The following is a 6,665-nucleotide window of genomic DNA, read 5'->3' as shown; positions in this document are numbered from 1 at the left end:
CTCGTGCGCTACGAGAAACTCGAGCGCAGCTTTGTCGCCCTCAACCACCTTGCCGCTGCCATCATTGCCTTCCGCAAGGTACCTGCCGACGTCAACATAATTTACGGATAAGTTCTAAGCCGGCTGCGGCGCCCCTCGCAACAGGCGCCGGATCACGGGCGCAGTCCACACCAGCACCGACACCACCGCCAGCGTCGCCGCGATCGGCCGCGAGACAAAGCCCATCAGGTTGCCGTCGGACTTGATCATCGAGGTGATGAAGTTCTCCTCCAGCATGCCGCCCAGCACCACGCCGAGGATGGCCGGCGCGATCGGGAACTTGTTCTCTTCCAGCACATAGGCGATCACGCCCGCGACCAGCATCACGCCGATGTCAAACAGCGAGTTGTTGATGGCAAAGGCGCCGACAATGCAGAACATCAGGATCAGCGGCATCAGCACATTGCGCGGCACCAGCAGGATGCGCTTGGACGCCTTGATGCACAGGATGCCCAGCGGGATCATGATGATGTTGGCGATGATGAACAGCATGAACACTGCGTAGATGTTCTGCGGGTCGGTGGTGAACAGCGTCGGCCCGGGGTTCAGGTTCTTCATGTAGAGCACGCCGATCACGATGGCCGTGATGGAGTCGCCCGGAATGCCGAACACCAGCGCCGGAATCCACGCACCCGCCAGCGCGCTGTTGTTGGCCGAGCCCGATTCGACAATGCCTTCCACATGGCCGGTGCCGAACTTCTCCGGTTCCTTCGAGAACTTCTTGCTCATCGCGTACGACATCCATGCCGCGATGTCGGCGCCCGCGCCCGGCAGCGCACCAACCGCCGTGCCGAGCACGCTGCCGCGCAATATTTGCACCGGATACTTCTTCGCCAGGGCCCACTGCCCTTTGAGTACGCTGCCCACTTTCGACACGACGAGTTCCGCAGGCGGCAGCGTATCGACCGCATAACGGATCACCTCCGAGATCGCGAACATGCCGATCATCATCGGGATCATGCCGATGCCACCCGTCATGTCCGCATTGCCGAAGGTGAAGCGCGGGAAGCCTGCCGGATTGCCCAGCCCCACGCAGGCCACGAGCAGCCCCAGCAGCAGCGTCACGAGCCCCTTGAGCGGACGATCAGACGTGATGAACACCGCGCAGGTCAGGCCCAGCAGCACCAGCCAGAAGTACTCGAAGGAACTGAAGTTCAGCGCAAAGTCCGCCAGCGCCGGCGCCGCCACGATCAGCACCACCGTGCCGAACAAGCCGCCGATGGCCGAGAACACCAGCCCCGCGCCCAGCGCCTGCTCCGCCATGCCCTTGCGCGTCATCGCAAAGGCCTCGTCCGTGTACGCGGCCGAGGCCGGCGTGCCCGGTATGCGCAGCAGGCAACCCGGAATGTCGCCCGAGAAGATCGCCATCGCGGTCGACGTGACCATCGCCGCGATCGCCGGGATCGGCGGCATGAAGAAGGTGATGGGCACCAGCAGCGCCACCGCCATCGTGGCCGACAGCCCCGGCACCGCGCCCACGAACAAGCCATAGAGCGAAGCCGCCACCATCACCGCGATGGTGTACGGGTCGAGCACCATCGAGAAGGCTTGCGCCAATGCAGTGGACATGGCGCTACCAGGCGTAGGGAGTGAACACGCCCCACGGCAGCGGCACGCGCAGCAGCTTGTAGAACGCGAAGTGGATGACGAAGGTCGCGATCACCGCGATGAGCAGCGAGCGCAACGGCGGCACCGCCAGCGACCACATCGATGCGGCCAGTACCAGCGTCGACGTGATGAAGAAGCCCAACTTCTCGGCGGCAAGGATATAGAACGCGATGCCCGCGATCACCAGCACCACGGCAGCGACGTGCCGTGGCGAGCGCACCCACTCATCGAAATGCAACCACGGCATGGCCGCGCGATCGCGCCAGCCACGCACCATCAACAACAGCCCGCACACGCAAAGGCCGACAGCGATCAACCCCGGAAAGATCGCCGGCCCCACCTGCTGCCCCGGAATCTTCGGATAGCCCTGCACCACCCACAGCACAGCGCAGCCGAGCAGCAGCAACAGCAGCCCGAAGACTGCGTCGTTGATCTTCATCGCCCGCCTACTTGGCGATGCCGACGGCCTTCATCGTGGCGCCGAGCTCGGCGTCCGACTTGGCCATGAACTTGCCGAAGTCCTCCGGTCCCGCATAGACCACGCCGAAGCCGCGCGAGGCCATGAAGTCGGTGTATTCCTTGCTGCCCGCGACCTTCTGGATGGTCGCGCTCAGCTTGTCGCGCACGTCGTTGGGAATGCCCTTGGGCGCCACGATGCCGCGCCAGGCGGCCATGGTCCAGTCGCTGCCGATGGCTGCCTTGAGGGTCGGCACGTTCGGATACAGCGCAGCCGGCTTGTCGTTCATGACCGCGAGGCTCTTCACCTTGCCGGCGTCGATGAGTGAACGCGCCTCGGGCAGCGACACCGGTGCGATCTCGATGCCGCCGGCCACCATGTCCTGCAGGCCCGGCGCCGCCCCGTTGCTGGGCACCCATGGCACCGAGGCCGGATCGATCTTCTGGTCGCGCAGCAGGCCGGCGATGGCCAGGTGCCAGATACCGCCCTGCCCGGTGCCCGAGGCCTTGAGCTTGCCGGGGTTGGCCTTGATGGCGGCGAGCAGTTCGCTCACCGTCTTGTAGGGCGCATCGGCCCGCACCTGGATGCCGGCCGGGTCGGCATTGACCAGGCCGATCGGCGTGTACGAAGCGCCCGTGAGTTCGGTCAGCCCCTGCCAATGCATCATGCCGATCTCGACCGTGGCCAGGCCGATGGTGTAGCCGTCAGCCGCGGCCGAGGCGATGGCCGCATGGCCCACCACGCCGCTGCCGCCCGTCCGGTTCACCACCGTGACCGGCTGGCCGACTTCCTTCTCCAGCAGGCTGGCAATGATCCGCGCGGTGGCGTCGGTGCCGCCGCCCGCGCCCCAGGGCACGATCAGCGTGATCGGCCGGCTCGGGTAGCCCTGCGCGGCAGCGGGGCCGGCGAATGCAAGCATCGCCAGGCCGGCGAGCGCACCGGAAATGCCTGACACGAAGGATCGACGTGAGCGAACGCGCATCTCATTTGTCTCCTGGCTAGGGTCATTGGTATGACGAAAGACTCGGCGACGTACGTTTTCGCACGTTCGAACCGCCAGGACACTAGGCGAAGCACCGCTTGCCGCGTTGGTCAGGTTGTGCTCAGGTTTGTCAAAAACTATTGCAGCACTGATTGCGTTATTGCATGAACCACCCGTGGCTCACCACCAGCGACTGGCCGGTGAGCGCGTTGGTCGGGAAGCCCGCGAACATCAGCGCGACCTGCGCCACGTCGTCGGTGGTGGTGAATTCGCCATCCACGGTTTCCTTGAGCATCACGTCCTTGATGACCTGCTGCTCGGTGATGCCCAGCGTCTTGGCCTGCTCCGGGATCTGCTTCTCCACCAGCGGCGTGCGCACGAAGCCGGGGCAGATCACGTTGGCGCGCACGCCGTGTTTGGCGCCCTCCTTCGCCACCGTCTTGCACAGCCCGATCAGCCCGTGCTTGGCCGTCACGTAGGGCGCCTTCAGCAGCGACGCCTCCTTCGAATGCACAGACCCCATGTAGATCACGCTGCCGCCGCGCCCCTGCGCATACATGTGCTTGAGGCAGGCCCGGGTCGTGAGGAAAGCGCCGTCGAGGTGGATCGCGAGCATCTTCTTCCAGTCGGCGAAGCTGAACTCCTCGACCGGATGCACGATCTGGATGCCGGCATTGCTGATGAGGATGTCGATGCCGCCGAAGGCCGCCGCGCCCTCTTCCACGGATGCATTGACCTGGTCCTCGTTCGTCACGTCCACGCCCACGCCGATGGCCTGCGCGCCGGTGGCCTTGAGCTCTTCCGCGGTCGCGACCGCGGCGTCCTTGTTGAGGTCGGCAATGATGATCTTCGCCCCTTCCTTCGCGAAGACGATGGCGATCTCCTTGCCGATGCCGCTGGCCGAGCCGGTGATGTAGGCGACCTTGTCCTTGAGTTGCATGGTGAGTCCTTTGGGTGGTTGGCTACTTCAGGTAATCGAATTCAACAGTGCCGAGTTGCAATGTCATGTCGGCGATGTAGTGCGTGGCCGACACCACCTCCAGCACCGGCAGCGCCGCAACGGGGGCCAGCGCGTGCGGGTGCAGTTCGAGCGCGGCGGGGCCGGTCCAGGCGCCCTTGAGGTCGATGTCGACCATGTGATAGCGCACCAGTTCGCAGATGCGCGGCGTGCCGTCCACATGCGGAATGATCTTGAGCAGGAAGTTGGGTTGCGCCAGCGCCGCAAGAAGCGGACCGGACTCCACCGCGCGGTGCTTGAAGCCCATCGTGGCCGAGGCCACGCGCACCTTGCCGTAGTCGAGCGTGCCGACGATGGTGTCGGTCTCGTAGTCGAGTGTCGGATTCGCCAGCTTCTTCGGGAAGCCCCACAACTCGCGCCCACCCGCGATCGGCGGATGGTCGTTGAGGTACATCGCATGCGTGTAGTTGCCCTGCTCCAGCCCCTTGGCGGTGCGCAGCTGCACCGGAATGACCTGGCCGGATTCGGTGTAGTCGCCGAAGCCGGTGGAGTCGGGCATGCGGATGAACTCGTACTTGACCAGCGGCTCGGTCACCTCCAGCGGCTCCGGCACCACGGCGCGCAACGCGTCCATGTCGGTGCGGTAAGTGATGACCACGAACTCGCGTTGCATGAAACGGTAGGGCCCGGGCGGGAACGCGGGGCTGGTGGCCGGCATGGCGAAGGCCTTGCGCACGTCGTCGATCTTCATGGGTCGGTCTTTCGTTGAACAGGAAGCCACTCTCGGCGCGCTGGCTTAGACCAACCTGATCTGCGCGGAGGTCGCGGCCTTCGCCTACATGGGCCGCTTGATCTGCACGTGGCCCTCCTCGGCCAGGTCGAAGGTCGTGACGCCATTGGTCTGCACGTCGCTGCGCAGCGCCTCGGGGTGCCGCAGGGTGCTGATCATGTCGCGCACGCCGGCCTTCCAATGCTCCTCCACCGTGATGCGCGAGAACTCGTAGTCCTTCGAGTCGCGCTCATAGGGCTTGTCGCGGTAGATCAGGTGGAAGATGTCGATGGGTTGATGCGAAAGCTGGGCCTGCACCGCCTGCACGCTCGCGTCGTTGCGCAGCGCGGGCGGTAGCTTGCCGATCAGGTCGGCGATCGCCTGCTGCAGGTTGACGTTGGCCGCCAGCGCATCGGTGTTCATGCGGGTGCGGCTGGAATAGGTGATGTCCTTCTGCCGCTCCAGCACTTCGGAGATGTTCGTCGGCATCGGGCCTTTGGCATTGAACAGGTCCACCTGCAACACGACCAGGGGCTGGCTGCTCGGATGGTTATCCAGCACGTATTGCAGCGGCGTGTTGGAGACGATGCCGCCGTCCCAGTAGGGCTGGCCATCGACCTCCACCGGCGCAAAGCCGGGCGGCAGCGCGCCGCTGGCCATGATGTGCTCGGGTCCGATCTTCTGCGTGGTGTTGTCGAAGTAGACCGAGTTGCCGCTCAGCACATGGACCGCGCCGACGCTCAGGCGCATCTGCTTCGCCCGGTCGTTGATGCGGTCGAAGTCGACCAGGCGCTCCAGCGTGGCCTTCAGCGGCGAGGTGTCGTAGTAACTCAGGAGCGGCGCGGCGCCACCGAGCAGCAGCGCGGGCGTGACGCGCGGCCGGAAGAAGCCGGGTATGCCGAAGATCGATGCCGCATTGGCGCTCCACTGGTTCAGCAGGGCACGGTCGCCGGCCCAGTTCGGCAGCCGCTGCGACGGACCGGAAGACACCAGCGCCCAGAACTCGCGCAGGCGCTCCGAACGCTTCTCCGGCGCGTTGCCGGCGATCAATGCGGCATTGATCGCGCCGATGGAAACACCGGCGATCCACTGCGGTTCATGCCCATGCCGGCTCAACGCCTCGTACACACCAGCCTGGTAGGAGCCCAGCGCGCCGCCGCCCTGCAGGACCATCACCTTGCGGGCGATCGACATATCGGGGAGCTTAACCGCGGGGGCCGGCGCGGCTGCGGCCCGGATGGCCTTGACCGCCTTGGCGGTCTTCGTGGGCCGGAGTGGATGGGCGCTGGGTGGCTCGGGTCTTCTTGGCTGCGGGTGTGCTCATGCCCTCATTGGACACCCGCAGCGCTTAGGCTGGCCTGACGCGGCTCAAACGGTCGCCTTTACTTCGGCAGCATCTGCCCGCGGATTTCCCCGCCCGGATTGGCGGCCGTGTGCACGTTGGCATACCACTTGCCGGCCATGAGGTCGGCCGCCTGCGCGGGCGTGAGCGTGGCCTGGCCCTCGATCGGACTCGCGGCATTGGCAAAGGGCAGCACCACGCCGGCATTGGAACCTGCCGCCGCAGGGCCGTGGAAATGCGCCGCCGTGGCCGGGCCGCTCAGGCCTTCGTAGGTGATCTTGTACTTGAGCACGTTGGTGTCCTTGTTGAGCCAGGCTTCGGCCATGCCGCTGCCGCGCGTCATGTTGGGCGGCACCTCGCTCGACGCGTTCATCGCACCGCTGAAGTTCGCGGTCTTGGACCCTCCCATCATTCCGCAGCCTGCCAGCGCCACGGTGGCCACGCCGGCCAGGAGAGTTGCGCGCAGAAAAGTACCGTATCGGTTCATGGTGTCGACTCCTTCATGTTGAA

The 6,665-nt window shown here is 65.4% G+C and carries 7 protein-coding genes and 1 pseudogene; 1 reads left to right on the top strand and 7 read right to left on the bottom strand.

The annotated features are described in order from the left end of the window. Positions 1-111 (top strand): annotated as a pseudogene (locus tag WKW79_RS29610) (IS5/IS1182 family transposase); the annotation flags it as partial. Positions 112-114: 3 nt separating this feature from the next. Here WKW79_RS29610 and WKW79_RS29605 read toward each other — a convergent pair. The 7 genes from WKW79_RS29605 to WKW79_RS29575 form a co-directional block, all read right to left on the bottom strand. Next, entirely contained in the window at positions 115-1,608 is a 1,494-nt protein-coding gene (locus tag WKW79_RS29605; RefSeq protein WP_340338815.1) for a tripartite tricarboxylate transporter permease, read from the bottom strand. Positions 1,609-1,612: 4 nt separating this feature from the next. After that, positions 1,613-2,086: a tripartite tricarboxylate transporter TctB family protein gene (locus WKW79_RS29600; protein WP_340338814.1), complete on the bottom strand. Its 474-nt coding sequence runs from the start codon at positions 2,084-2,086 to the stop codon at positions 1,613-1,615. 7 nt (positions 2,087-2,093) lie between these two features. After that, positions 2,094-3,086: a tripartite tricarboxylate transporter substrate binding protein gene (locus WKW79_RS29595; RefSeq protein WP_340338813.1), complete on the bottom strand. Its 993-nt coding sequence runs from the start codon at positions 3,084-3,086 to the stop codon at positions 2,094-2,096. A 157-nt stretch (positions 3,087-3,243) separates the two neighbouring features. Next, positions 3,244-4,026, bottom strand: a complete 783-nt coding sequence (locus WKW79_RS29590) for a 3-hydroxybutyrate dehydrogenase (protein ID WP_340338812.1) — start codon at positions 4,024-4,026, stop codon at positions 3,244-3,246. 22 nt (positions 4,027-4,048) lie between these two features. Beyond that, the gene (locus WKW79_RS29585; protein WP_340338811.1) at positions 4,049-4,795 is read right to left on the bottom strand and encodes an acetoacetate decarboxylase; all 747 of its coding nucleotides are present in this window, start codon (positions 4,793-4,795) and stop codon (positions 4,049-4,051) included. A gap of 84 nt (positions 4,796-4,879) precedes the next feature. Beyond that, positions 4,880-6,007, bottom strand: coding sequence for a patatin-like phospholipase family protein (locus tag WKW79_RS29580; protein WP_340338810.1), 1,128 nt, complete (start codon positions 6,005-6,007; stop codon positions 4,880-4,882). A gap of 188 nt (positions 6,008-6,195) precedes the next feature. Further along, on the bottom strand, positions 6,196-6,642 hold the full coding sequence (locus tag WKW79_RS29575; RefSeq protein WP_340338809.1) for a CHRD domain-containing protein: 447 nt from the start codon (positions 6,640-6,642) through the stop codon (positions 6,196-6,198). Positions 6,643-6,665 lie beyond the last annotated feature (23 nt).

The organism is Variovorax robiniae (genome assembly GCF_037889955.1).
GTDB lineage: Bacteria > Pseudomonadota > Gammaproteobacteria > Burkholderiales > Burkholderiaceae_C > Variovorax > Variovorax robiniae.
Note: the sequence above shows the minus strand (reverse complement) of the source record. Positions and strands in the feature narration are given on the sequence as shown.